The 24,585-nt window shown below is 66.3% G+C and carries 30 protein-coding genes; 28 read left to right on the top strand and 2 right to left on the bottom strand.

The window, feature by feature from the left end; all coding sequences use genetic code 11:
• The first annotated feature begins 78 nt into the window (after nt 1-78).
• The 9 genes from H1343_RS09425 (at nt 79) to nusG (ending at nt 4,145) form a co-directional block, all read left to right on the top strand.
• On the top strand, nt 79-258 hold the full coding sequence (locus tag H1343_RS09425; protein WP_185982674.1) for a MerR family transcriptional regulator: 180 nt from the start codon (nt 79-81) through the stop codon (nt 256-258).
• Entirely contained in the window at nt 255-485 is a 231-nt protein-coding gene (locus H1343_RS09420; protein ID WP_185982673.1) for a hypothetical protein, read from the top strand. Before H1343_RS09425 ends, H1343_RS09420 begins: the two co-directional genes overlap by 4 nt.
• Nucleotides 466-759, top strand: coding sequence for a hypothetical protein (locus tag H1343_RS09415; RefSeq protein ID WP_185982672.1), 294 nt, complete (start codon nt 466-468; stop codon nt 757-759). The genes H1343_RS09420 and H1343_RS09415 overlap by 20 nt, the downstream gene beginning before the upstream one ends.
• Nucleotides 756-1,103 (top strand): hypothetical protein, encoded by a 348-nt coding sequence (locus H1343_RS09410; protein ID WP_185982671.1) that lies wholly within the window; start codon nt 756-758, stop codon nt 1,101-1,103. Before H1343_RS09415 ends, H1343_RS09410 begins: the two co-directional genes overlap by 4 nt.
• The gene (locus H1343_RS09405) at nt 1,100-1,318 is read left to right on the top strand and encodes a hypothetical protein (RefSeq protein WP_185982670.1); all 219 of its coding nucleotides are present in this window, start codon (nt 1,100-1,102) and stop codon (nt 1,316-1,318) included. Before H1343_RS09410 ends, H1343_RS09405 begins: the two co-directional genes overlap by 4 nt.
• Nucleotides 1,315-1,596, top strand: a complete 282-nt coding sequence (locus tag H1343_RS09400; protein ID WP_185982669.1) for a hypothetical protein — start codon at nt 1,315-1,317, stop codon at nt 1,594-1,596. The genes H1343_RS09405 and H1343_RS09400 overlap by 4 nt, the downstream gene beginning before the upstream one ends.
• A complete protein-coding gene (locus H1343_RS09395; RefSeq protein ID WP_185982668.1) occupies nt 1,596-3,080 on the top strand; it encodes an AAA family ATPase in 1,485 nt (494 codons plus the stop codon). Before H1343_RS09400 ends, H1343_RS09395 begins: the two co-directional genes overlap by 1 nt.
• Nucleotides 3,081-3,228: 148 nt before the next feature.
• Nucleotides 3,229-3,465, top strand: a complete 237-nt coding sequence (locus tag H1343_RS09390) for a hypothetical protein (RefSeq protein ID WP_185982667.1) — start codon at nt 3,229-3,231, stop codon at nt 3,463-3,465.
• Nucleotides 3,462-4,145 (top strand): transcription termination/antitermination protein NusG, encoded by a 684-nt coding sequence (gene nusG / locus H1343_RS09385; protein ID WP_185982666.1) that lies wholly within the window; start codon nt 3,462-3,464, stop codon nt 4,143-4,145. The genes H1343_RS09390 and nusG overlap by 4 nt, the downstream gene beginning before the upstream one ends.
• A gap of 118 nt (nt 4,146-4,263) precedes the next feature.
• On the opposite strand, the gene H1343_RS09380 is transcribed toward nusG, so the two are convergent.
• On the bottom strand, nt 4,264-4,515 hold the full coding sequence (locus tag H1343_RS09380; RefSeq protein WP_185982665.1) for a hypothetical protein: 252 nt from the start codon (nt 4,513-4,515) through the stop codon (nt 4,264-4,266).
• 23 nt (nt 4,516-4,538) lie between these two features.
• Between H1343_RS09380 and H1343_RS09375 the strand changes: the two genes are divergently transcribed.
• From H1343_RS09375 to H1343_RS09305, 16 genes are all read left to right on the top strand, one after another.
• The gene (locus H1343_RS09375) at nt 4,539-5,045 is read left to right on the top strand and encodes a terminase small subunit-like protein (protein WP_246332898.1); all 507 of its coding nucleotides are present in this window, start codon (nt 4,539-4,541) and stop codon (nt 5,043-5,045) included.
• Nucleotides 4,981-6,519 (top strand): phage terminase large subunit, encoded by a 1,539-nt coding sequence (gene terL / locus H1343_RS09370; RefSeq protein WP_185982664.1) that lies wholly within the window; start codon nt 4,981-4,983, stop codon nt 6,517-6,519. The genes H1343_RS09375 and terL overlap by 65 nt, the downstream gene beginning before the upstream one ends.
• On the top strand, nt 6,516-8,471 hold the full coding sequence (locus H1343_RS09365) for a hypothetical protein (RefSeq protein WP_185982663.1): 1,956 nt from the start codon (nt 6,516-6,518) through the stop codon (nt 8,469-8,471). The genes terL and H1343_RS09365 overlap by 4 nt, the downstream gene beginning before the upstream one ends.
• Complete coding sequence (locus tag H1343_RS16890) at nt 8,468-8,605, top strand: hypothetical protein (protein ID WP_210270019.1); 138 nt, start codon at nt 8,468-8,470, stop codon at nt 8,603-8,605. The genes H1343_RS09365 and H1343_RS16890 overlap by 4 nt, the downstream gene beginning before the upstream one ends.
• On the top strand, nt 8,602-8,835 hold the full coding sequence (locus H1343_RS09360) for a hypothetical protein (RefSeq protein WP_185982662.1): 234 nt from the start codon (nt 8,602-8,604) through the stop codon (nt 8,833-8,835). Before H1343_RS16890 ends, H1343_RS09360 begins: the two co-directional genes overlap by 4 nt.
• Before the next feature lies 1 nt (nt 8,836).
• Nucleotides 8,837-9,892, top strand: coding sequence for a hypothetical protein (locus H1343_RS09355; protein ID WP_185982661.1), 1,056 nt, complete (start codon nt 8,837-8,839; stop codon nt 9,890-9,892).
• A gap of 12 nt (nt 9,893-9,904) precedes the next feature.
• The gene (locus H1343_RS09350; protein ID WP_185982660.1) at nt 9,905-10,885 is read left to right on the top strand and encodes a phage major capsid protein; all 981 of its coding nucleotides are present in this window, start codon (nt 9,905-9,907) and stop codon (nt 10,883-10,885) included.
• 79 nt (nt 10,886-10,964) lie between these two features.
• Entirely contained in the window at nt 10,965-11,501 is a 537-nt protein-coding gene (locus H1343_RS09345) for a hypothetical protein (protein ID WP_185982659.1), read from the top strand.
• A complete protein-coding gene (locus H1343_RS09340) occupies nt 11,501-11,896 on the top strand; it encodes a hypothetical protein (protein WP_185982658.1) in 396 nt (131 codons plus the stop codon). Before H1343_RS09345 ends, H1343_RS09340 begins: the two co-directional genes overlap by 1 nt.
• Nucleotides 11,896-13,407, top strand: a complete 1,512-nt coding sequence (locus H1343_RS09335; RefSeq protein ID WP_185982657.1) for a hypothetical protein — start codon at nt 11,896-11,898, stop codon at nt 13,405-13,407. Before H1343_RS09340 ends, H1343_RS09335 begins: the two co-directional genes overlap by 1 nt.
• Complete coding sequence (locus H1343_RS09330; RefSeq protein WP_185982656.1) at nt 13,404-13,847, top strand: GNAT family N-acetyltransferase; 444 nt, start codon at nt 13,404-13,406, stop codon at nt 13,845-13,847. The genes H1343_RS09335 and H1343_RS09330 overlap by 4 nt, the downstream gene beginning before the upstream one ends.
• The gene (locus tag H1343_RS09325; RefSeq protein ID WP_185982655.1) at nt 13,840-15,135 is read left to right on the top strand and encodes a tail fiber domain-containing protein; all 1,296 of its coding nucleotides are present in this window, start codon (nt 13,840-13,842) and stop codon (nt 15,133-15,135) included. Before H1343_RS09330 ends, H1343_RS09325 begins: the two co-directional genes overlap by 8 nt.
• On the top strand, nt 15,135-16,940 hold the full coding sequence (locus H1343_RS09320; RefSeq protein ID WP_185982654.1) for a hypothetical protein: 1,806 nt from the start codon (nt 15,135-15,137) through the stop codon (nt 16,938-16,940). The genes H1343_RS09325 and H1343_RS09320 overlap by 1 nt, the downstream gene beginning before the upstream one ends.
• Nucleotides 16,940-20,734: a hypothetical protein gene (locus H1343_RS09315; protein WP_185982653.1), complete on the top strand. Its 3,795-nt coding sequence runs from the start codon at nt 16,940-16,942 to the stop codon at nt 20,732-20,734. Before H1343_RS09320 ends, H1343_RS09315 begins: the two co-directional genes overlap by 1 nt.
• 62 nt (nt 20,735-20,796) lie before the next feature.
• Nucleotides 20,797-21,951, top strand: coding sequence for a hypothetical protein (locus H1343_RS09310; protein WP_185982652.1), 1,155 nt, complete (start codon nt 20,797-20,799; stop codon nt 21,949-21,951).
• Entirely contained in the window at nt 21,951-22,385 is a 435-nt protein-coding gene (locus H1343_RS09305; protein WP_185982651.1) for a hypothetical protein, read from the top strand. The genes H1343_RS09310 and H1343_RS09305 overlap by 1 nt, the downstream gene beginning before the upstream one ends.
• Nucleotides 22,386-22,439: 54 nt before the next feature.
• Here the strand turns inward: H1343_RS09305 and H1343_RS09300 are convergent, their stop codons facing one another.
• Nucleotides 22,440-22,628, bottom strand: coding sequence for a hypothetical protein (locus H1343_RS09300; RefSeq protein ID WP_185982650.1), 189 nt, complete (start codon nt 22,626-22,628; stop codon nt 22,440-22,442).
• Between the two features lie 71 nt (nt 22,629-22,699).
• Between H1343_RS09300 and H1343_RS09295 the strand changes: the two genes are divergently transcribed.
• The 3 genes from H1343_RS09295 (at nt 22,700) to H1343_RS09285 (ending at nt 24,492) form a co-directional block, all read left to right on the top strand.
• Nucleotides 22,700-23,680: an N-acetylmuramidase domain-containing protein gene (locus tag H1343_RS09295; RefSeq protein ID WP_185982649.1), complete on the top strand. Its 981-nt coding sequence runs from the start codon at nt 22,700-22,702 to the stop codon at nt 23,678-23,680.
• Nucleotides 23,677-23,868 (top strand): hypothetical protein, encoded by a 192-nt coding sequence (locus tag H1343_RS09290; protein ID WP_185982648.1) that lies wholly within the window; start codon nt 23,677-23,679, stop codon nt 23,866-23,868. Before H1343_RS09295 ends, H1343_RS09290 begins: the two co-directional genes overlap by 4 nt.
• A gap of 138 nt (nt 23,869-24,006) precedes the next feature.
• A complete protein-coding gene (locus H1343_RS09285) occupies nt 24,007-24,492 on the top strand; it encodes a hypothetical protein (protein WP_185982647.1) in 486 nt (161 codons plus the stop codon).
• The last annotated feature ends 93 nt before the right edge of the window (nt 24,493-24,585 follow it).

Genomic DNA, 24,585 nt, shown 5'->3' with positions numbered 1-24,585 from the left:
CACATCACTTGACGGGCAATTCAATTACGGTAATGTCATCTCACGGTAATGTCGCCGACTTAAGGAAGGGTAAAGGGAATGGATCGAACCCTCGACCTCGTATGGGGTGCAGCTGAGATCGCGAAGATCATCGGTCGTAGTCCGCGAGCCACGTTCGGAATGCTGGAGAACGGCGAGCTTCCCGCTCGCAAGGTGTCCGGCCGGTGGGTCATCGAGCGAGGCAAGCTCGTAGAGTTCTTCACGGGAGCGGCGGCGTGAAGATCAGCGACTTTATCCGGCGGAAGATCTGGCAGGGCGCGCTCGACGCGAGGTCGCTCAAGCCAGCAAGCGGATCGCGACAATCATCCGTAAATCGCAAGACCGGAGGACGATCCTTTGACGTCCTCCGCATCGAAAGCAAAAGGCCCGGCCAGCGTTGGAGCGCTGCCGAGCCGTGGTTCCAGCAAACCCCGGAAGGAGACAGCTATGAACAGCCGAGACAATAGCAGCGCCCAGGCCGCGGCTGCAAGCGAGACGTATTATCGGACGGCATATCGCAGCCTCGAGACACAGATTCACCGCATCGTCTCGTTCGCGTCGGTCGCGCATTACCTTTCAGAGTCCCTCGACGAGGACCGACGCCGCTTTCCGGCCGACCCGCCCAACGAGGCGGTAGTCGACCATCTCTTCTTCCTGACCTCCGAAGCTCAGGCCGCGGCCCAGGATCTCGACGCCGACTGGACCAAGAAGTTCAACGCGGGTCCGGAGTTCGCGCAATGAGCGTTCAGTTGCAGAACCTTTCAATGCGCGAGCTTCGCGACGCACGGGAAGCGATGGTCACGGTTGCCGACGTGCTCAGCGGCCTTCTTTGCCAGCCGCGATTTATCCGGGACGGCCTCTACAACAATGCGGGCGAGATCCTGGACGATCTGTGCAATCTGGTATGCAACTTCGCTGAACAGATGGAAGATGAGGCGGCTAGCCGCAGTGCTGACCTTACACCGGCCGAGGCGACCACCCGAGCTTTCCTTCTCATGATGGCGCAAGCTGAACGTGAGGACGCTGATTGCCGCGACCTCGTGGCGCTGGCTGAAGAAGCAGCATCGGATCGGAGGGCGGCATGACCTTCACCCTCTGCATCACCCAGGGCGCCGGGGAATATCCCCTCGGCCCCTTCACCCGCCGCGAGATCGAGCTCCAGATCGAGACGTTGATCTCAGCGCTCGACGCCTTCGATGGCGATCCCGACCTCGAGCCAGATCCGGACGGCGAACCGTCGCTCGGCTGGACCCGCACCATGGCGTGGGGCGGCGCTAATGATCTGGAGGCGGCGGCATGAGTGCGGGTCGTTGCACCATGGGCCCTTGGAACATGGTTCAGTGGGGCGATGGTTCGGACGCCGACGACTACACCGTGACGTCCGATGAATCTGAGGTCGTGATTGCTCATGGCCTCTCTCGGCCGGATGCAGCGCTCATCGCATCGGCGCCGGACATGTTGAAAGCGCTGCGGGCTGCCGTCGTCCTGATTGGCGACCATCGAAGCACTGAAATGGGGAGCATCAACGCCGCCATAGCCAAGGCGGAAGACGCACGGCCTTATCGGGGGGGCGCCTGATGATCGGCAAGCTTCCCGCAAATTGGCGGCAGCACGCCTACAAGGTCGAGCTCCAGCCGAACGAACGTGATCGCCATGCCTTCCTCTCGAATGGGAGCCCTGACCTTCGCGACGCGATCGAGGGGGACTGGGACATCGTCGCGAGCGTGGTCGGCGTGGCGAACGACAACCATGGGCGGGCAAAGTCTTCCTTCCGGGTCGAGTTCTTTGGCAACAACCTCCTGCTTGCGACGTGGCCCTGCTCGACGCTGAAAGACGCGATCCTCATCGCGGAAACCTTCGGCCGCAACTTCGCAAGGGCCATCGTCCTCAACGGTACGGATAGTGGGACAACCGAAGAGTTCGGTTTGACGCTTGCGTCGGAGCTCTTGGAGGCGGAGCCCGAGCCGCTGTCCTGGCATGTCCCTAAGCTCATCCCCGCCGGCCTGCCTACGCTCCTGTTCGGCGATGGCGGGACCGGGAAGAGCTTGGCGGCACTTCAGCTCGCCGTCGCGACTTCGGCCAATCGGCCATGGCTTGGGCATCATGTCCGCCAGGGGCCGGCAATCTTCATGACTGCGGAGGATGACGAGGCCGAGGTCCACCGGCGCATCGCCACGATTTGCGCTCGCGAGGGGATCGATCGCGCCGATCTCGATTACCTCATGGTCAACGCCAAAGTCGGGGAAGACGCGCTTCTCGGCATCTGGAACCCCGATACGCGGATGATCGAGCCGACGGCGCTCTACAACGCACTCGATCGAGCCATCCAGACTAGCGTTCCGGCACTGCTCGTCCTCGACACGTTGGCTGACCTCTTCGGGGGCGATGAGAACGTGCGGGCACAGGCCCGTCAGTTCGTCACCCTCCTTCGTCGCCTGTCCCGCCACTGCGGCACGACGATCGTCTGTCTCGCACATCCTTCCGCGGCAGGCATATCGTCAGGGACCGGATCATCCGGTTCGACGGGCTGGAGCAACAGTGTTCGCTCACGTCTCTATCTCGAACGGTCGTTCGAATGGGCCGGACGCAGTGACAGCCGTCGACTCGTCGAGCCCGATCCCAATGTCCGGATCCTCACGACGAAGAAGTCGAACTACGGTCCCGTCGGCGGCGCCCAGCGGCTCCGGTGGTCGGACGGGGTGATCGTGGTCGACACCGCCCCCCTGATGATCGCAGGGCCGGCCAAGGCGAGCGCCATCATGGCAGGCGAACAGGTCGATGAAAAGTTCCTCGAGCTTCTGACTGTCTTCCGCGCTCAGGGGCGGAACGTCAGCCCATCTCCGTCAGCATCATACGGACCGTCTCTCTTCGCCAAGCATCCCCGCGCCGAGGGCATCAAGAAGGCCGCGTTCGTGGAGTCGCTGCGCAGGCTACTCGATGCAGGACAAGTCGTAGTGGAGCCCTACGGCCCGCCGTCCAAGGGCACGAAGCGCCTGGCTCTACCTGCGGACGCTGGGGGTGCAGACCCTGCATACCCCCCTGCGGACGCAGGTGCAGACTGATGCGCACCCCCCTGCATACCCCCCTGCGGACGGTGCAGACCCCCCTGCAGACCCTATGGTGTACACGTCCCCCATACCCCCATATGCGCTTGCGCGGCCCTTCGGGGGCCGCCGCGCATGGGCGCTGGGTGGGGCAGGAGATGATCCGATGACCCAGCCAGACATTCACACCTCCGAAGGTTGGGCGATCATCGACGATCGAGGCCGGCCGTGGGGCGAGGCAATGTTCGCTTCGGAAGAAGCTGCGTTGGAGACTGTGAAGGCGTGCGGGATGCATTCGGCTCGCATCGCCCGAGCCAAGCGCGTCGAGTGGTACGCCACAAAGCCGGGGAACAGGACGCCGACCATGCACGACAGTTGGGTCATCGAGGAGGCCAGCCGATGAGGAAGCCCCGCTGGTATCCGAAAGGCCTGCCAGAGGCGAAGCCCGCCCTGACGCCGGAGAATGCTGAGGCGAAGCGGCGGCCGTCGCGCTCGCGTCTGCATCTGCGCCCGCGCAAGGACCACACGCTCGCCGAACTGCTGAAGCTGGCCGAGGGGCTGGAGTGGTACGGCCTTCTCGTCACCGCGCAGAAGGAGTTCGCGGCTCAGGTCATTCTCGAACGCTACGGCTTGGCGACCTACGTGCCCTGCCGGCACGAATGGCGCCGCCGGTCGAAGTATTCGAAGGCTAAGGAGGTCAAGACCTACGCCGTCGCGCCGCGCTACATCTTCGCCGGGTTCAAGCCCGGCACGCCGCTGTGGTTCGATCTGTTCAACCTGCCGCTGATCCACGCCGCGGTAGGGATCAACGGGACGCCGAAGCCCGTGCCGACAGTCGCTATGGCCCAGCTACTGCGCAAGACTGGCGGCGGCCTCAGCGCGCCGGACGCGCATCGCTTCATGAAGACGCACCACGAGTTTGCAGCGGGCGACGAGGTCGAAGTGACCGGCGGCCCGTTCTCTGGCTGGAAAGTCCCGGTGAAGGAGATCAACGGCGGCACTGCGACGGTGATCGTGCAACTGTTCGGCGGGGCTGTTGAAACTCTCGACCTGCCGCTTGAACTTCTTGAAGCTGCGGAGTAAATATCTCGCAGGATGACTTGGGCCCCTGCCATTGCGGTATGCCTGGGCCCAGCCCCGGCGACAGGCCGAGCGGCACACTTGAAGGTTTATGGCCCGCCGGTGAGCGGGCCTTTTCGTTTCAGGATGGCTTGAGGCGATTACCGACCGATCGCTGGAAACCTTCTCCGCTCTCACCGATCCGAGCGGCATGCTCTCGGACTTCGGCGGCTATGGTCGAGAGATCAAGTAGGCGCCCCTGTTCATCGAACATTTCAAAGTCGCCTCGGGCGGGGTCTCCACCGAGCCGCTCAGCCTCGGCTTCACCGAGAAGCTTGAGCGTGCGGTGTGCCGCATCGAGGTCATTGGCGATTTCGTTCAGCGTTCTCGGCATTCCCGATCTCCCTAGGATGATCCATGTCCCGTCCCTCCACCTTCACACAGGAGATCGCCGACGTCATCTGCGAGCGCATCGCGGACGGCGAGAGCCTACGGTCGATCTGCTCGGACGAGGGAATGCCTTCGAAGAGCAGTGTCTTCAAATGGCTCGGCGAGCAGACGTCGTTCTCGGACCAGTACGCCCGCGCGCGCGAAGCTCAGGCTGACGCGCTCTTCGACGAGATCGTGGACATCGCCGATGATGGCCGGAACGACTGGATGGAGAAGCGCAACGCCGACGGCGAGCATATCGGCTGGACCGAAAACGGCGAGGCGATGAGGCGGTCGGTTCTGCGGGTTGATGCTCGCAAGTGGATGGCCGGCAAGCTGCGTCCGAAGGTCTACGGCGACAAGGTGGCGCTAACCGGAGCCAGCGGCGGCGCGATCGAGCACAGCCACTCGGTCAAGGATCTCACCGACGATGAACTTGCACGTATCGCCCTCGGTGGCGGCAACGGAGCTGCTGCGCCGAAGGAGGGCGCGTGAAAGCCTGATCGGCTTCGCCCAGGCGATCGACATCCCCGGCAAGCCGATCGACGACGATGACGAGGACTGCGAGCGCTTCGTGAACGTCGAGACGGGCGTCGCGGATCATCACCTCCTGCTGATGCGCTCGGTGCAGCGGTGCATCGAGACGCCGAACGGCCGGCTGATGGTGTTTATGCCACCGGGCTCGGCCAAGAGCACCTATGTCAGCGTCGTCACGCCGGCTTGGGCGATGGGGCGCTGGCCGGGTTTCCGGGTGATCGGCGCCAGCTACGCATCGGACCTTGCCCGCAAGCTCGGGCGCCGGTGTCGGTCGATCGTCAAGCAGCGGGGCTATGCCGGGCTCTTCACCGCGCGTCTGTCGTCAGAGAGCGCGGCCGCGGACGAATGGTCGCTCGACTGCGGCTCGGAATACATGGCCGGCGGTATCCTGTCGGGTATCACCGGCAATCGCGCCGACCTCGTGCTGATCGACGACCCTGTGAAGGGCAGGCAGGACGCCGACAGCCCGACGATCCGCAAGAAGACGCTGGAGGCCTACCAGGACGACCTGATGACCCGCCTTCTGCCTAGCGGCTCGGTCATCATTGTGCAGACGCGCTGGAATGAGGACGACCTGGCGGGTTCGATCCTGCCGGAGGGCTACGCGGGCGAGAGCGGCATGATCCTGTGCCGCGATGGTCAGGAGTGGGAAGTCATCTGCCTGCAGGCGAAGGCCGAGCGCGACGACGATCCGCTCGGGCGCCAGCCGGGCGAGTACCTGTGGCCGGAATGGTTCGGCCGCGATCACTGGAAGCAGTTCGAGCGCAATCCACGCACATGGGCTTCGCTGTTTCAGCAGCGTCCCGCGCCGGACGACGGCGACATCTTCAAGCGGGAGTGGCTGAAGACCTACGAGAAGCTGCCGGCAGGCTGCCGGATGTACGGCGGATCGGACTATGCGGTGTCGGACGACGGCGACTTCACCGTGCATGTGGTCGGGGCGACCGACCGCGACGGCAACCTCTACATCCACGACCTGTGGCGCGGTCAGGGCGACGCGGACAAGTGGATCGACCCGCTTCTCGATCTCGTCACGGAGCACAACCCGACGGCCTGGGCCGAGGAGTCGGGGCAGATCAACAAGTCGGTCGGGCCACTGCTGAAGCGCCGCATGAACGAGCGCAAGGTGTTCTTCAACCGACGGCAGGAGGCTTCGACCGTCGACAAGGTCGCAAGGGCTCGATCGTTTCAAGGCATGATGGCGAGCGGCAAGGTCTTCTTCCGCTCCGGCACCGAATGGCGCGCCGACCTCGTGTCCGAGCTCATGGTGTTCCCGAACGGGCGATACGACGACCAGGTCGATGCGATCACCAAGATGACGCAGATGCTCGACGGCATGCGCGGCAAGGCGCTGCCGAAGGCGGCTGAGAGCCTGAACCCCATGCTGGCCAAGAACGCCTTCGCCCTGCGCAAACCGAAAGATCGACTGTGAGCCAAACCGAAGCAACACCGCAGGACGACGGGCTCGCGCCCGAGCGCTGGACGAGCCGGATCGACGACGCCATGAGCGTCGAGAAGGACTGGCGCGACAAGGGCAAGGAGGCGATCGGCATCTATCGTGCCGAGCGTCAGGCCGATGGCGCGTCTGGTCGCGGTCGCTTCAACATGCTGTTCGCGAACACGTCGATCCTGTTCCCGTCGATGTACCAGCAGCCGCCGCAGGCTGACGTGCGCCGCAGGTTCCAGCGGGCCGACGATCTGGCCGATGCTGCATCGGGCGTGCTGCAGGGTGCGCTCAACAGCGCGTTCGAGATCGGCAACCTCGACGCCGAGATCCGCAGGGCTGTGCAGGAGGTGCTTCTGCCGGGCCGTGGCACGATCCGCGTCCGCTGGGTGCCGACGATCGAGGACCGCCCCGCGATTGACCCGATGACGGGCGCACCGCTGATGGGCGAGGACAGTCAGCCGGTGATGGAGCCGCGCAAGACGTGGGAGACGCTGGAGTTCGAGCACGTCTTCTGGGAGGACTTCGTCGTCGAGCCCGTCCGCCGCTGGCGCGATGCGGTGTGGTGCGCCTTCCGGCTCTACCTGACGCGATCCGAGATCGAGAAGCAGTTCGGCGACGATCCGAAGGTGATGGAGCGCTTGAAGGACGAGGAATGGATGCGCGGCGCGTTCGTGCATTCGCCTGTCGATCTCCAGCGCGAGGATCGCAAGGCGCAGAACGCGGCCGAACCGCGCGTCATGCTGTGGGAGTGCTGGGACCGCGAGCGCCGCACCATCGACTGGATCGTGCCGGGACAGGTGCCGCTTCTCCTGCGCCGTGATGAGGACCCGCTCGACCTCGAGCTGTTCTTCCCGTGCCCGGAGCCGATGACGTCGATCGCGACAACGAACAGCCAAGTGCCGGTGCCGGAATATGAGATCTGGCGCGACCTTGCTGCAGAGGTGGCGCGCATCACCGATCGCATCGACGCGATCATCAAGCGCATGCGCGTGCGCGGCATGTTCAACGGTTCGGTCGAGGAATTGGCCGACGTCCTGGATGGCGAAGACGGGCAGATGATCGCGGTGTCGGGCGTCGACATGGAAGCCGCAATGAACACCAATGTCTGGCTCCTCCCGCTCGACATTCTCGCGACGACGGCCGTGGCGCTGTATGGCGCGCGGGAGCAGGCCAAGCAGGCGCTCTACGAGGTGTCCGGCATCTCCGATGTCCTGCGCGGCGCGAGCGACCCACGCGAGACGTTGGGGGCGCAGAGGATCAAGGGCAACTTCGGGACGCTGCGCATCGACGATCGGCGGCGCGGGCTCTCGTCGTTCCTGCGAGACCTGACGCGGATCTCGGCGGAGATCATGGCCTCGCGCTTCTCGGCGTCGACGCTGTCGATCATGTCCGGCCGCGAGATCCAGCCGGAGCTCGAGGAGTACCTGCGCAAGGAAAGCCGGCTGATGTGCAACGTCGACATCGAGACGGACTCGACCGTCGCGATCGACCAGTCTGCCGAGCAGGAGGCGTCGCAGACGCTCGTCTCGGCCGTCGGCGGCCTGATCCAGACGTTCGGCCCGCTGGTGCAGAACGGCATGGTGCCGCGCGAGATGCTGGCCGAGCTCCTGAAGATGATCCTGAAGCCTTTCAAGGGCTCTCGCGATCTCCTCGACCTGATCGGGCAGGCGATGGCCGCCGCCGAGCAGAATCAGGGCGCGCAGCAGGAACAGCCGGACCCGGCCGCGGAGGCCGCTAGGACCGAACTCGAGTTGAAGGCGGCAGGGGCGAAGCAGGACATGCAGATCAAGGCTGAGGAGCACCAGGCCGACATGGCGCAGCGTAGCGCGGAGATGCAGATGGACGGGCAGGAGCACGAGGCGAAGATGCGGATGCTTGCCCAGCGCGCCGCGATGGCGCCGGCTCGCTTGCCGCTGTTTGGGAGGCCCGGCCAGTGAGTTGGCGTCGCGACTCAGGGCGGGCGCTGTGGCACCGGTCGGACGGCGTGGTCATCACCGATCAGCAGATCATGGGGATGAAGCCGTTCGTCGCCGCACTGACCCTTCAAGTCCTGAAGGAGGCGGTCCGGTGAGCCGAACCACCTTCGTCATTCGCGACGGCCAGCTCGTCGAGAAATCCAAGGCCCTCCATTCGGTCGGGCCTTTTTTCATGCGCGACATCGAGACCTACGCGAGCCCGATCACGGGCAAGCCGATCACGTCGCGTTCGCACCGCCGCGAGGAAATGAGGCGCCACAACGTGGTCGATCCTCGCGACCTCAAAGGCGAACTCCTGGCCAACGGCAAGAGGCATCGAGGCTGACATGAGCAACACCCCCGACACCGGCGCGAGCGATCCGAACGCAGGCGAGAGCTTCGACCTGAATGACGCGATCGGCGCCGCCTTCGACGAGATCAGCGCCACTGAGGGTGGCGACGCCCCCCATTCCGGCGATGCCGCCGCAGCCGCTGCCGAGCAGCACGCCGCGGTGTCCGCCGACACGAACACGCCCGCCGAGACGCCCGCCGCGAACGCCGAACAGGCCGAGCCGGCGCCCGATCAGTGGAGCGAGAAGGATGATGCCGCGCTCGCCGCGCTGTCGCCCGAGGTGAAGAGCCTCGTCGAACGGCGCATTAAGGCGATCGAGGCGGAACACACCGGCAAGACCGAGGCGATGGCCGCCGACGTCGAACTCGGCAAGGGCATTCGTTCGGTCGTGGACGAGGGCGGCTTCCGGGACGTGCTGGCGCAGAGCGGCATGAACGAGGTTCAGGGGGTTCAGTACCTCGCGAACCTCGAACGCTTCGCGCGCGAGCGTCCTGCGGACTACCTTCGCTTCGTCGCGGACCATGTTCGCCAGCGGTTCGGCCTCGACCCGGCCAAGGAACTCGGGCTGACCGGCGATCAGCGGGCGCCGTCGCACGACGATGCCTTCCAGGACCCGCGCGTCGCGGACCTGCAGCAGCAGCTCGGCGCGCTCTCCAACCACGTCCAGCAGGACGCCATGAGCCGCCGGCAGGAAGCCGTGCGGCAGACGATCGACACGTTCAAGAACGCCAAGGACGCCAGCGGCGCCCTTCTGCATCCTCACCTCGAGGACGTGAAGGACGACATGGCGGCGTATCTGCGCGCAAACCCCGGCATGAGCCTCGATGACGCCTACGGACGGGCGGTGTGGGCGAACCCCACCGCGCGCCAGAAGGTGCAGCAGGCCGAGCAGGAAGCCGCGCAGCGCAAACAGCGTTCGGAAGCGGCCAACGCGGCGAAGGCCGCTCGGTCGAACGTGCGCGGTGGCGGCCGCAGCATGGAAACCTCACCCACCATCAAGTCGAGCGACGACGCGGTGAACGCCGCCATCGACGCCATCGGCGGCATCTAAGGAAATCGACCCATGCCTCTGAGCGCAGGTGTCACCCGCCAGCTTCTGGCGACCACCCTCTCCAACTACAAGCGCCGGCTCTACGACAACGTGACCGGCTCCAACCTCATCCTCGCCACGCTGAGGGCGAAGGGGCGCATCACGGCCGTCGACGGCGGCCACGACATCCGCGGCCCGGTCATCTTCGACGAGGAAATCTTCAAGTGGTACGGCGGGCTCGATCCGCTGAGCCGCGACCAGAAGGAAACGATCACCGAGGCCGGATTCGATCCCGGCATGGCGGTCGCGTCCGTGACGATCTCGGGCGAGGAGCGGGCGAAGAACTCGGGCCGCGCGCAGATCGTCAAGCTGATGCGCGGCAAGCTCGACAACGCCGAGAACACCATCAAGTCGGGCATCACGCGCGGCATCTACGGCGACGGTACGACGCCCAACTCATTCGTCGGCCTCGACTCCTTCGTGTCGGAAGATCCGACCGTCGGCACCGTCGGCGGCATCGATGGTTCGGCGGCGGCCTGGTGGCGGAACAAGGTCACGACGGTCGATATGACCGGCGCTGACGAACAGGCGCAGTTCCGTCGCCTGCGTGCCGGCATGTCCGAGCTCTACCGCAAGTGCTCGGTCGGCACGGAGCAGCCCGACGTCATCACTCTCGACGATCCGGTGTTCGGCATCTTCGAGAGCGGCCTGCAGGACAACCAGCGCTACACCGACGCCGACAGCGCCAAGCTCGGCTTCGACACGCTGCGTTACCGCAAGGCCAAGGTGGTGTCGGAGAGCGACGGCTCGGCGCATCCCGAGAACCAGGGCTACTTCGTCAACACCGACTTCCTCGCGCTCGAGTATTACGAGGGTCGGCTGTTCGAGGAACTGGACCTCGCCGACACCACGCCCGACCTCGACGCCGTGACCAAGCATCTCGGCTTCATGGGCGCCCTGACGACCTACAAGCGCAACCGCCACGGTCGCCTGGTCGTCACCGGCCTCGACTGACCGGGCCTTTCCAAACTGAAACCGGCCGTCGCGGGGCAACTCGCGGCGGCTTTTTCGTGACCGGTCAGGAGCACCGACGATGATCCGATTTTTCGATAAGGCCGTGCAGCGTGGCAAGGGCGAGGACGGCCTGCCGATCTATACGATGGTCCCGTATTTCGAGGCGTACAAGAGCGCGGTGACGCGCGTGGTGCGCCCGGCGCGCGGCGGCGACAAGGTCGCGCATCCGAACGAGTGGAAGGACTATCTCGCCTCGCGCGAGCCCGACCACGAAGGCTTCCCGCTCGCGGCCTGGCCGCAGATCGACGAGGCCGACCGCAAGGGGCTGGCTGAGCGCGGCATTCACACGCTGGAGAAGCTGATCGAGACCGATATGTCGTCGGCGCCGAGCGAGCTTCGCGATGCGCAGAGCCGTGCGCGTGACTTCATCGAGCGCACACACGACGACGCGCCGCGCCTCGCCGCGCACATCGCCGAGCTTGAGGCGTCCGAAAAGGCGCTTCTCGAGGACAACAACGAGCTTCGCGCCGACGTTGCCCGGCTGACGTCCGAACTCGATAAGGCGCAGGCCGCGCCGGCACAAAGTGGCGGAAAGCCCAAGGGCGGAGCCGCCTGATGAACCTCCTGACGCTGGTGCAGGACGTGATGGTCGGGCTTCAGCTTCCCAAGCCCGCCACCGTCATCGGCAATCCCGACCCGTCCGTCGCCCAGATGCTGGCGGCGCTCGGATCGGCGGCCGATGATCTCGTCAATCGCTATCCGAACAACCGCCTGATGCCGACCGGCGAATGGGCGCGTGGGGCGGGTGAGATGGGCGTCCTGAAGCCGGCGCCGACGCTCGACACCGACGAGATCCTGTTCGACACGCCGACGATCCGAGCGGCGATCACCTGGCGCTGGCGGGACTGGAACGGGCTCGATTACGCCGAGGCCTTCCGCCAGTCCGAGGAGAGCCTGTCGCGCGCTGCGCTGCGCCACACCAAGGCGAACGCGGGCGAGGTCTTCTACTGATGCGCCAGCCGCTGATCCGTCGCGCCAGTCCCGGCGTCGCGAAGGCGCAGCCGATCACGCTGCCTTCGCCGTTCGGCGGCATCAACGGCATCGACGCCCTGGCCGGCGGCATGGAGCCGACCGACGCCGTCGACATGGTCAATTTCTTCCCGATCGACGGCGGCATCGAGACGCGTGGCGGATACACCATCCGTCACGACCTCCGCACCGGCGCCCCGGTGCTGTTCCTGCAGGATTTCGACGACGGCGACGAGCGGACCATCGCCGCATCGGGCGGCAAGCTCTTCCGCATTGCCGGCGCCGTGACTGAACTGGCGTCCGGCTTCCAATCCGACCGCTGGCGGCACGCCATCATGAACGACCGCCTGTTCCTCGTGAACGGCTTCGACGCCCCGCGCGCGGTCGTCGGCGCTGCGGTCGTGACGCCGGCCTTCACCGGGATCGGCGATGCGCGACGACTGTTCCGTGTGCGCTCGCACGCCAAGCGCCTGTTCTTCGCCGAGCGCGGTTCGGCCAGCTTCTGGTATGGCGGACTGAACGCTGTGCAGGGCGAGCTCAAGAGCTTCGACCTGTCGGGTATCGGCAACCGCGGCGGCACCATCGAGGAGATCGCCACGCTCGCACCGGACGGCGGGCAGGGCGGCGACGACGACGCCATCGTCTTCTTCATGACCTCGGGCGAGGCGATCGTCTATCGCGGCTCCAGCCCGGACGATGCGATGAACTGGGGCCGCGTCGGCGTCTTCCCGGTCGCGCGCCCGATCGTCGCCGAGAGCCATGCCGGCGACGTGCTCACCGCCTCGCTGGATGGCTACGCCGAGCTGTCGCGTGTTCTCGCTTCCGGGCGCTCGCCCGTGGCTGGCTTCGGCCGTCGCATGGGGCGCCTTGCACTGTCCGCTGCGCGCTCGCACGGCCGGAACCTCGGCTGGCAGATCGTCTATCATCCGCTCCGTCAGATGATCCTCGTCAACGTGCCGGAGACGGCGACGTCTTCGCAGCAGCACGTCTGCAACCTTTCGACCGGCGCGTGGTCGCGGTTTCGCGGCCTGCCGGCCAGCGTGTGGGGGCATGTCGGCGACGACCTGTGCTTCGGCACCCCGGACGGCAGGATCGCCACTTATGGCGCGTTCAGCGATGGCGGCTCGCCGATCGTCGCGTTTTGCCAGGGCGCGTGGTCGACGCTCGGCGTGCCCGGTCGCAAGAAAAAGGTTGGGCTGGTGAAGCCCTTCGTCACCTCCGTCTCGACGCCGATGGCACGGCACCTGATCGGTGCCGACTTCCGCAACCCCGGCTCTGGCGCCGTCGCTTCGCTGCCGGTCGCCTCCGACATCGGCATCTGGGACCAGTCGGTCTGGGATCGTGCTGCGTGGTCCGGCGCCGAGAGGGTGACGGCCGAGTTCCGCGGCGGCGGCATCAACGGCGAGTTCATTTCGGTCGGCCTGCGCGTCGACACCTCGGCCGGGCCGGTGAAATGGCTGGCGACGACGCTGATGGCGGAGATCGGTGCTTGAGCGACTACAGCATCCTCCTCGGTCAGGACGCGCTGGTCGCCCGCTGGATTGCGGCGCAGATGAAGGACGCCTCGGACCTGACAGGCGCGGTCGCCTTCGGCGCGGTGCGAGGCGATCACCTCGTCGGTGGCATCGCCTTCACGGAACTGCGCCATCCCGACATCCGCGTCACCGTGGCTGGCGTCGGTGACTTCGGCCCGTGGATGACACGCCGGCTCCTGAAAACCGGGTTCGCCTTCGCCTTCCTCGACCAGGACTGCCGCCGGATCACGGCGATGGTGAAGCGCACGAACAAGTCCTCGCGCAAGTTGGTCGAGAAGATCGGCTTCAAGCTCGAGGGAACACACCGTCAGGCCTTCGCCGACGGGGGAACGCTGCTGTCCTACGGGATGGTTCGCGACGAATGCAGATGGCTGAAGGGGATCGAACAGGATGGGTAAGTCTGCACCGAAGGCGCCCGATCCGGTCGCCACCGCAAACGCTCAGGCGCAGGCGAACGCGCAGGCCGTCCGCGAGAGCGCGCGCGTCAACGCCGTCGATCAGTACGGCCCCTGGGGCTCGACGACCTACCAGCGCAATCGCGATGGCACGCCTGCCTCGCAGACGGTGACGCTGACCCCTCAAGGTGATCGAATTCACAGCGGGCAGATGGGGATCGCCGAGCAACTGACGGGCAAGGCCGGGCAACTCGTCGGCCAGATACCGACCGGCCCGATGGACATCTCGGGCCTGCCTGGGCGGCAGAACTCCATCGGCGGCGCAGGCTCGATCCAGATGGGAGTCGGCTCGCGGTCGGGCGAAGTCGGCAACTTCAATCCGAGCGGCCTTCCATCTCTGCCGGGCGTAGGTGACTTCGGAGCGGAAGCGCAGCGCTCGCAGGACGCGGCATTCCAGAAGGCGCACGCCCTCCTTCAGCCGGGGCAGCAGCTCGACCGCCAGCGCATGGAGCAGTCGCTGTCCGATCGCGGTATTCCGCTCGACAGCGCCGCCGGCCAGGCGGAGTTGACGCGCATGGAGCGCTCGCAGAGCGAGGCCATGAACCGCGCGGCCTACGACGCTGTCGCGGCGGGCGGTGCGGAGCAATCACGCCTGTTCGGGCTCGCCTCCGGTGCTCGCAGCCAGATGTTCGGCGAAGGCCTGACGCAGGCCGGCTTCAACAACGAGGCGGCCGGGCAGCGGTTCGGGCAGGATCTCGCGGCGATGGGGGCCGGCAACGCGGCGCAGGGACAGCAGTTCGGCCAGAACGCCCAATCGGCAGGCTTCGCTAACCAGGCGCGCAACGACGCGCTGACGGAAGCGATCATGCTGCGCAACCAGCCCTTCAACGAGGCCTCGGCGCTTCTGACGGGATCGCCCGCGATGGGCATGCCCGGCTTCCAGAACAACCCCGCCTACAACGTCGGCGCACCGGACATCGCAGGGCTGATCAACAACAACTACCAGCAGCAGATGGGGCAGTATAATCAGCAGCGCTCCGGGATGATGAACGGGCTGTTCGGCCTTGGCAGCGCGGCGCTGATGTTCTCCGATCGCCGCCTGAAGCGCGACATCTCTCGGATCGGCACCGGCTGGCGCGGGCTGCCGCTCTACCTGTTCCGCTACGTCTGGGGCGGGCCGTATCAGGTCGGCGTCATGGCGCAGGACGTAGCGCGCGCGGTTCCGTCTGCGGTTCGCCAAGCAGGCGCCTTCCTCGCCGTCGACTACGGCGCTCTGCGTGAGGCCGCGTGATGAGCACGCCCTCCTACCTCCGGTACGCCAACCAGGGGGCGACCCGAAACCAGCCGCTGGACCCGCGGCTCGTCTCGGCGCTGGGTTATCTCGGTGACATGGGCATCATGGCCGAGGTCTACTCTGGCGGTCAGCCCGGCAAAGGCAGCGGCGGTAAACGCGTCGGCTCGACCCGCCACGACCACGGCAATGCCGGCGACTTCCGATTCTATCGTGACGGGCGGCAACTCGACTGGGCGCGCGACAGCGACCGGCCATTGTTCGAGGAGATCGTCAGCCGCGGCCGGGCGGCCGGGATCACCGGGTTCGGCGCCGGTCCCGGCTACATGGGCGCCGGCACGATGCATGTCGGTTTCGGCTCTCCCGGTGTCTGGGGCGCGGGCGGACGCAGCGCCAATGCGCCGGACTGGCTGCGCAATGCCTACGGCGGATCATCCCCACCGGCCAGCGGCGCCACGGGCGCCATCGAAAGCGCGATGCTCGAAAGCGGGCCGCGCATGGAAACCGCATCCTCGACATCGAACGCGCCGATCGGCGACACCGGAGGCTCTATGGCTTCGCGCCCCATGCTCAATATCGGCCCCGAGAAGTCGAACCGCCTTGCGGAAGCCATGCTCGCGCAGGCGATGGGCGGCGGCGACGTTTCCCATCCTCTTGAGTTGGCCGGTCGGCTCGCACAGGTCTACGCCGGCCAGAGGCAGATCAAGCAGAACGACGCCGCCAACTCCGATGCCCTCGAGCAGGCGCTTGCCGGTTCTGGCCTTGACCCGTCCTATGCGCTGGCCGCGCAACTCGGCGGCGACCGCAATTCGTTGGCAAACGCCATCCTCTCTCAGCAGCAAGATCGCGCGCAGGCTGCGAACCGCGCAGAGGATCAGGCGTGGCGCCAGCAGCAGTTCGAGTATCAGAGCGGACAGGACGAAATCGCGAACAGCCGCGCCGATCAGGCGCTTGAGATTCAGCGCCAGCGAGCCTCGACTACGGACGGCCCCAAGACCAGCCTGACGCCGGTCTACGGCACCGACGCAAACGGCAACGCGGTTCTACTCCAGCCGCGCGACGACGGAACGGTGGTGCAGTCCCGAATGCCCGATGGCATCACCGTATCGACCGGTGTCGAGCGCGTGGACGCTGGCACGCATTGGGTGCTGCAGGACAAGCGTTCTGGTCAGACGGTCGGGACCATCGCGAAGGAGAACTACCAGGAATCCTACGACAGTGCGGCGGGTGCGGCTCAGGGCAAGGGCGACGTCGATAGCGCAGCCGTCGCGCCGAAGACGATCCAGCAAGCCGACAACATGATTTCGTCCATCGACGGAGTCCTGAACGATCCGAACCTCGGCATTGCCGTGGGTCTCGGCAGCATGATCCCGTCCGTGCCCGGCACGACAATACCCGGCACACGCGCACGCATTGATCAGCTTGGCGGGCAAGCCTTCCTGCAAGCGTTCGAAAGCCTCAAGGGCGGAGGCGCCATCACTGAGATCGAGGGCCTTCAGGCCACTCGCGCCATCGCCCGCCTCGACACCGCTCAGAGCGAAGAAGACTTCCGTGGCGCGCTCTCGGAGCTTCGAGGCATCGTAGAAGGCGCGAGGGCTCGTGCCCAGGGTGTTCAGGCGCCGGGCCCGACGGGTGACACGACCAGGCGTGACGAAGCGGGCGTGCCCGTCGGCGGGATGGGTGAGACGACAGCGGCGGGTGATCCGCGCTCCATGCCCGTCGTCACCTCGCAGCAAGCCTACGACGCGCTTCCCCCCGGCACGCAGTACCGCGCGCCGGATGGCACGGTGAGGACGAAGCAGTAATGGCGAACTGGTGGGAACGCGACGCGATCGTCTCTCAGGCTGCCACGGGGGGCAACTTCTGGGAGCGCGACGCCGTCGTCGACGAGCAGCCGCAGTTCGGCGGCATGGCGATGAACGCGACCGCCGGCGCGAACGAGACGCTGTATTCGATTGCCGGCGCGCCGGTCGATCTGATGCGCGGCGCGATGAACCTCGGCGTGCGCGGCTTCAACGCGGCGACCGGCTCGGACGTCGGCATGATCCCGGAGAACTCCTTCGGTGGCTCGCGCCATATCGCCGAAACGCTCGGCGCGGTGCGGCCAGAGTTTGACCCGCAGAACACGAAAGCCCAGACAGCGGCCGAGCGTGTGGCGCGTGGAGCGGGGCAGGGCGTGGCCGGCACGGTGCTGCCTGCCGCCGTCGTTGGCGGGCTCGCGCGCGGCGGCGTCCTCGGCGCGCAGGGCGCGGAAATCGGAGCGCAGGTCGCTGGGCGATCGAACTCGGTGCGAGCGGCAGGGGCTGATGCTCTGGCCGGCGGCACGGCCGGTGCCGGCGCAACGGCGGCGATGGAGCTCACGCCGGATCGCTACGACCCGCTGGCTGGTCTGATCGGCGGTCTGGCCGGCGGCGTGGCTGGAACGGCCGCGACCGGTCTTCCGGGCGTCATGCGGGAAGGTGTTCGCGCGGGTCGGGAATTCGCTGCGCCGCTGTCGCAGGCGGGCCGCGAGCGTCTGGCCGGCGAAAGCCTGCGGGATGCCGCCACCGATCCGACTGCCGCGCGTGCTGTGCTCGATAATCAGCCCGCCGAGCTCGTTCCTGGCTCTCGTCCGACGACGGGGCAGGTGACGGGCGACATGGGTCTTCTTGCCGCCGAGCGTGCGGCGCAGTCTCGCGACCCGGCTGCATTCCAGCAACGCCGGGCCGATCAGAACGCCGCGCGCCGTGAGGCGATGGACGCGATCCAGCCGTCCGGTTCTTCCGAGGCGGTCACGCGCGCGCTGCGCCAGCGTCTGGCCGACATCGACCGCGATACCGCCTCCGACCTCGACCTTGCCCGCGACGTCGCACGCGGCCGCAACCAGCAGCTCGGCCAGTCGGTGCGCGCCGAGGATGCGGGCGACCAGATCCGCGATACCCTGCAGCGTCGCCGCGACCTCACGAAGGAAAAGGAGCGCCGGCTGTGGGCCGCGGTCGATCCCGACGGCACCTTCGCTCTGCCGCCGCAGGACACTCGCGCGGCACGGACGGCGATTATGGCCGACTTGCCCGCCTCGGCACGTCGACCGGGTGGCGAGGAGGCAGCAATCTACAGCGTCGTCGAACGCTACAGCGACGTCATGAGCTTTCGGGAGCTGGCTGCACTTCGCTCGCGCGTCAGCGAGGCGATGGCTTATGAGCGTTCGCACGGTGGCGATCAGGCATGGGGTCGACTGTCTCGTCTGCGGGGTGCTATCGAAAGCGACCTTGAGAAAGCCGCTGAACGCCGTGCACTCGTCGAAGAGCAGATGGTTGCCGATGGGCAGATGCGGCGTGAAGATACGATCGCTGCAGCGATACAGCGTGATATTGAGGGTCTGAATTCTGCTCAACAGGCGGCGACCGGCACTGGCGGTAGTTCGAGCGTTGGCGGGGGTTCACCCGGCGGACGTGCCAGCATTGCTGGCGTTCTTAGAGCAGAAGGCGAAGGACCGCTCGGACCTCGATACGCTCAGGGCGATCCGGGACTATCGCAAGATGCTGGAGGAGCCGGCGCCACTCTCGGAGCCGCATCCGGTCGAGCCGGCGTCGCCTCCGAAGGAAGAGCCGGAATGGCTTCGACAGGAGCGGCTGGAGGGGCAGTTCCTGGGGGCGATGCGATACCTCTTCGACGTGATGGAGGAGGCGGACTTCGAGGCGACCTTCAAAATGCTGGAGGAGGCGGCGGCGCTCGAGGCGCGCCACAAGCTTCAGGCGATCCGCGACTATCGGGCGTTCCTGGTGGAAGTGCGCCGCGAGGAGACACCGCGAGAGCTGTAGGCTCGCTCCCGGCGCTTCCAACCGGTGCTCGAATTGTCGCGAACGATGGGCCGCTTGGCCCTTCAGTCGATGGCCTTCAGGGACGCTACGACGATGCCGTCGCCTGGCTGACGCAGGCGCAGACCGGCGATGTTCGAGGCGCGTTGTCTCATCCTGAAATTGGGCCGATCGACCTCGTATGGGGACACGCTGGGAGCGGCCGCAGCGACGGCGCCGGGCTTGCAAAGATCGCCCAGTTCCATCCCGAAGTGCTCGATGACCTCCCGCAGCGCCTCGCTGAAATGCGCGTGGTGAAGGCGAGCGGAAACCGGGTTCAGCTCGAGAGTGATCGAACGAAGGCCGGAGTCCGCCTCGAATACGACGGGCAGCAGAAGACTTGGCTGCTTACGGCGTTCGATCCGGGAGAGAAGAGCCGGCGCGCCGGAGGTACGACACTCCGCTCCGACGCCTTACGACAGACGGACGCATCCTCCGCCTCGCCGGCTACTTTTGAATATAGGGCATTCGACGGAGCAGCGAAAGACCGGCTCGACCGTGCGACAGAGGCGACGCGCAACCGAGCCAACATCTTCGACAACCGCCAGATCAAGCCGCTTCTCGCGCGCTCGGCCGATCACGCCGCCTACACCACGGAAAGCGCGCGCGTTGCCGCCCGCATCTTCGTGCCGGGCTCCAGCGGCTTCGAGCGCATGCAGCGGCTGCGCGAGGCGACCGGGCCGAACGCAAAGCGGACGATGGCCGCGATCGAGGGCTATGCGATCGATACGCTGCGCAAGGCGGCCATGAACGACGACGGCACGTTCGACCCCGCGAAGGTCGAGCGCTGGCGCCGTGGCTATGCCGACGCCCTACGAGCCTTCCCGGATCTCGACATCCGGGTGCAGGACGCGGCGCGCACGTCGGCGACGGTGGCCGAATATGCCGCTGCCCGGAAAGCCGCTCTGGACGACGCGCAGAAGGGCGCCGTCGGGCGTCTTGTCGGCGCCGAAGACCCGCAGGATATCGCGCGGATCGTCGGTGGCCTCTTCGGGCGCCAGGACAGCGTGCAGCAGCTCGGCGCGCTCCGGCGTGCGATCGGCAAGGACGAGCAGGCCATGCAGGGGCTACGCAAGGCGACTGCCGAATTCCTGTCGCAGCGTCTCGTCTCGAACACGGAGGCCGCCACGAGCGGGCGCACGCTGATCAGCGCCGATCAGATGCAGACCTTCGTCCGCCAGAACCGCAACGCGCTCCGCACGGTGTTCTCTGCCGATGAGGTGTCGACCCTCGAGGCGATCGCCGCCGACCTTCAGCGTGCCAATCGCTCGCTGAGCGCGGTGCGCATCCCCGGTCAGTCGAATACGGTGCAGGACGCCTTGGCCGTCACGTCCGGCGACAGCGCGACCACGATCCTCGGCAAGCTGGCAACCGCCGGCATGGCGTCGGGCGGCGCCCTGGCGGGCTTCGGTGTTGGCGGGGGAGGCGGCGCAGCGCTCGGCGCTGGCGCAGCTGCGCTCGTCGGGGCGCTTCGGCAGAACGGCATCGCCCAAGTCGAAGATCTGGTGCAGGACGCGCTCCTCAACCCCAACCGGGCGCGGATGCTCCTGTCGAAGGTGCCGGCGAACAATTCGGCGCGTGAGGAAGCCATGTTCCGGTCGCTCGCGCGGCGCTACGCCAAGACGGCGCTGTCGTCCGCGGCCATCGCGTCAGGCAGCAACGATGATCGGCGACCGACTGCGCCGACCATGCCGCAGATCACCGTCACGCCCTTGCCGCCTGCGCAGCGCGATCCTCTCGCTGACGCGATGATGGGGCGGTGAGCCTCACCACCCTGAACGACATTCCAGCCCGCTCCGAGCGGGCTTTTTCATGAGGGTATGCCATGCCGTTTCAGGGCTGGAACTTCATCCGCAACCAGAATTTCACGCGGGACCGCAATGCCGGCCCGCCCGATCATTTCATCTCCGCCGAGAAGATGGATGACGAGCTCGCGAACATTGCGGACGGTCTGACGACGACGCGAGTGGCTGCAGCGACCGCCGACGAGAAGGCGGGGCTTGCCAGCGAGCGCGCCGTCCAGGCTGAGAGCAACATCCGCGGAGGCGTGGACGAAGAGCGCAACACGCTCAAGAAGCTGTTCGACTGGGTGACTGGTGGGTTCTTGAAACTGGCAGGGGGTGCGCTGACCGGCGCGCTCAGCGTTGCGAACAGCATCACCATCGTGAACGACGGCACGGTGTCGCTCATTTTTCACCGACCCGGCGTCAAGACGTCCCGCTGGTCACTTGGGGCGAATGGCGATCTCGTCCTGGCCGACAACAACAGCGGCGCATCGCTATTCCGAATCCTCGCCGGGGGCGGCATCAACACTGAGCGCGGCAAGGTGCTGGCTGGAGACGTGCGCGCGGCGCGCGTAAATGGCACTGGCGTCATCTTTCTGAACGATGCCGATACTCGCTATCTCTACTGGACAGGCGCGACCTACGTCCTTGCCACCGATACCGGCGAAAAATCCATCTGGCACGAGGGCAACTTCGATCCAGCGTCTAGGGTGACCGGCGACGGGATCGGTGTCGCTGGCTTTGCTGGCGATAACCCGGACCTTCCGTACTTCCGGCGCCGCTCTGACAATGGTCTCTATTACCTCCAGCGCCGCCTCGGCTACACGCCTGTCGTTGACACGACCGGTGGGCGGCTGGCGCTCCATTTCGATGGGGCGCGGAACTACGTCCGCGTGGATCAGACCTTCTTCGCCATTCCCTTCAAGACGGAAGTCGATGCGAAGATGCCCCTGCCGGAAGGCTCCAACAATCCGAGCCTGACCAACTACCCCATCGGCACGGTTGTCACGGCGCTCTATGGGCCAGGAGGCCTATCCATTCGGCAATACATTTCGATGGGTATCTCTGGAGCGACTGGCTACTTCAACGTGAACGGGCCGACCCCGCTTGCCGGGACATGGGTGGTCCTCGGTATCACCGGGTTCCTCTCCAGCAACAACGCCAATCCGCTCTATCTCTGCCAGAGGATCGCCTGATGGAACTGCTCGAGATCTACGCCCACGACGACTACCACGTCCTGCGCGTCCGACTGGTGGAGGGCGGCGACATTGTCCGCTACACCTACCGATCGGACGATCCCTACGCGCCGGCAGAGCTGCGCGAGCTGGTCGAGGCGCGGATCGCCGAGGGCGACATCCCGCCGCTGACGGACGACATGCTGCCGGACCCTGAACCTGTCCAGCCGCATGTGCGCGAGCGCATGGCCGTCATCAACAGCTTCACCGACGAGCAGTTCGAACTCTGGGACGAGCGCTTCCCCCCGGCGCCGGCCCGTCAGCGTGTGACCTGGAACAACGGCTCGACCTTCACCAGCACCGATGACGCCTGGCCGACGGTTCAGGCGCTGTTCGTCCACGTCTTCGGCGAGGAGGTCGGGAAGGGCTTCTTCCCGGATCATCCGACCGCCTGACGGCCGCGCCCACAACCTGACCGACACCGGCGCCCGCGAGGCGCCTTTTTCATATCAGCCGCTCGGCGGAACGTCGTCCCAGATGTCGCTGATGTTCTTGGCCACCGCATGTGTCCACTCGTGATCCGGGTCGAACACCATCGCCCCGAGCTTGCCCGCCAAAACGGCAAGGATGATGCCGACGACCATCAGCCGCGTCGGCGAAAACCGCCCGCGCTTCTCACCCGTGAAGTTGTCTCGCAAAGCGCTCTCCCCCAACGAACGCACCTTCGAGCGATGTAGCGCATCTCCAACGAAAAGAAGTGGATGGACCGATGAACTTCATCGGCACAGGGCGCCGCCTTGCCCAAGGCGACGTCGGCGCTGCTGCGCGCCTGATCAACGTACCGACGGCCGCGCTGCTCGCGGTGATGGAGGTGGAGGCGCGAGGCTCGGGCTTCGACGCCCTGCGCCGGCCCATCATACTCTTCGAACCACATCGCTTCTACGCCGAGCTCGGCGCCGGGGCGAGACGCGATCAGGCGGTGCGTGAGGGGCTTGCCTACGCGAGATGGGGAGCGAAACCGTATCCGGCCGGGTCCAACGCGCAGTACGCCCGGCTCGCTCGCGCCATCGAGATCGACTTCCCGGCCGGGCTGAAGGCGTGCTCGTGGGGCCTGCCGCAGATCCTCGGTTCCAACCACGCCGACACGGGCTTTTCCGGCCCGCGGGTGATGGTCGAAGCCTTCATGGCCGGCGAGCGCGAGCAGCTTGAGGGCATGTGCCGGCTGATCGCCGCATGGGGCCTCGACGCTGCGATGCGCCGGCAGGACTGGCACGCCTTTGCCCGACGCTACAACGGGCCGGGCTACGCCAGGAATGCCTATCACACCAAGCTCGCCACCGCTTTCGCTAAGCATTCGGGAGGAGAGGTCATGGATCTCGTTGCATCCGCCATCCTGCGTTCCGGTTCGAAGGGCGAGGCCATCCGCGCTTTGCAGGCCGATCTCCTCGCGCTCGGCTTCGACGCCGGCCCGGTGGACGGCCGCTTCGGGCCAAAGACGGTCAAGGCGGTGCAGGACGCGCAGCGCAAGTTCGGCGTGAAGGCCGACGGCGTCGTGGGGCCAGCCACGCGCGCCGTGCTGACGAAAGCACTGGAGACGGCCGACGTCGCGCCCGGCGGCGAGCGCGAGAACTGGCCGGAACGGGACGACGCTCCTGCGGCGGGAGGAGAGGCAGAGACCCCTTTCGACATTTTGGCGCGGATCGAGGCGGACACCGCCCGGCTGCGCGCGGCCCTGGAGGAGCGAGCATGAACATCGGAACCGTATCGAAGGGTATCGCTGGCGCCATCGCCGGCATGATGACCGGCAACGTCGGCATGATTGCAATGACCACCGAGCAGACCGCGGCAATGCCGTGGTGGGGCGTCATCGTGGCCAACGCGACCTACGCTGCCATCGGCTTCCTGGCGGTCTACATCGCTCCGCGAAACGCCGATTGACCAATGCCGGATAAGGGAATGGAGGCCGGGATGTCGAACGGCAACGGGTATTCGGAAGAGGCACGCTTCGCCGCCCTATCGCAACGTGTCTCCGGGCTCGAGCAGTCGGTCCAAGGGATTAGCGGGCAGCTGTCTTCGTTGATCACGAAACTCGACGAGCGCGGTAAGCCGCAGTGGGGCATCATCTTCACCGGCCTAGGCGTCATGGTGACGATCGTCGTCGTCATCGGCGGCATGGCGTACATGCCGATCCAGCAGGCCCAGATGCGACTTGACCGCGACATCATCGAGTTGCGAGCCGGCACGCTCGGGGTCTCTTCGTTCAACGAGTTCAAGGCGACCTACGAGAACAACCGGATCGTCTCGCGCACCGAGAACAACGAAAAGTTCGGCAACGCCAACGCTCGCGTCGATAGCGTCGAAACACGCCTGGTCCCGCGCGACGAACTCGATCGCGTCTTCCTCTCCTACGACGAGCAGCTTCGCGAGAAGCAGCGACAGCTCGACGAGATCAAAGCGCAGCAGGCCGGAATCTACGGCGCGCGCGATGCGATGATGGACATGCGGGATCGCATAGACCGCCTCGAGGCTCGGCGCGGGGTAGCGGGGCCGCCCCAACCCTGACGGCGTCACTATATTGCTCAGCGGTCGGAACCCAAGAATGTGCCCCCGCTTTATGGTCCCAGCGCAGATCAGCTCGGACGAAGAAGTGCCACA

Origin of the sequence: Aureimonas mangrovi (genome assembly GCF_014058705.1) — a bacterium.
Taxonomy (GTDB): Bacteria; Pseudomonadota; Alphaproteobacteria; order Rhizobiales; family Rhizobiaceae; genus Aureimonas; species Aureimonas mangrovi.
Note: the sequence above shows the minus strand (reverse complement) of the source record. Positions and strands in the feature narration are given on the sequence as shown.